Annotated in this window: 1 protein-coding gene; it reads left to right on the top strand. The window is 37.4% G+C overall.

The genetic code is table 11. The features are described from left to right. Positions 1-75 precede the first annotated feature (75 nt). On the top strand, positions 76-297 hold a 222-nt coding region (locus tag BN338_RS09650), incomplete at its 3' end, for a helix-turn-helix domain-containing protein (RefSeq protein ID WP_039761761.1).

Raw genomic sequence — 297 nt, 5'->3', positions numbered from 1 at the left:
AATGGGCGGTAATAATAGATATATAGCCTAAATAGGCTATTGTAAATATCTAAATGTAATATGGAGTGATTTTTTTTGGCACGTCCTGAAAAAGAACCAAAAACACCATTGGCAAAACGATTACGTGAAATACGGCATACTCTTGGTTTCACGGAGCGAAGGCAATTTGCTAAACATTTTGATATTCCCGAAACGACTATGCGCAATTATGAAACGGGTTTACGAGAACCCCCTGCATCTATACTGCAAATATATAAAAATCGCTGTGGAATATCCTTAGATTGGCTCGTTACTGGA

The sequence above is a fragment of the Bartonella queenslandensis AUST/NH15 genome (assembly GCF_000312585.1).
GTDB lineage: Bacteria > Pseudomonadota > Alphaproteobacteria > Rhizobiales > Rhizobiaceae > Bartonella > Bartonella queenslandensis_A.
The sequence above is the reverse complement of the archived record's forward strand: the minus strand, read 5'-3'. Positions and strand labels throughout refer to the sequence as shown.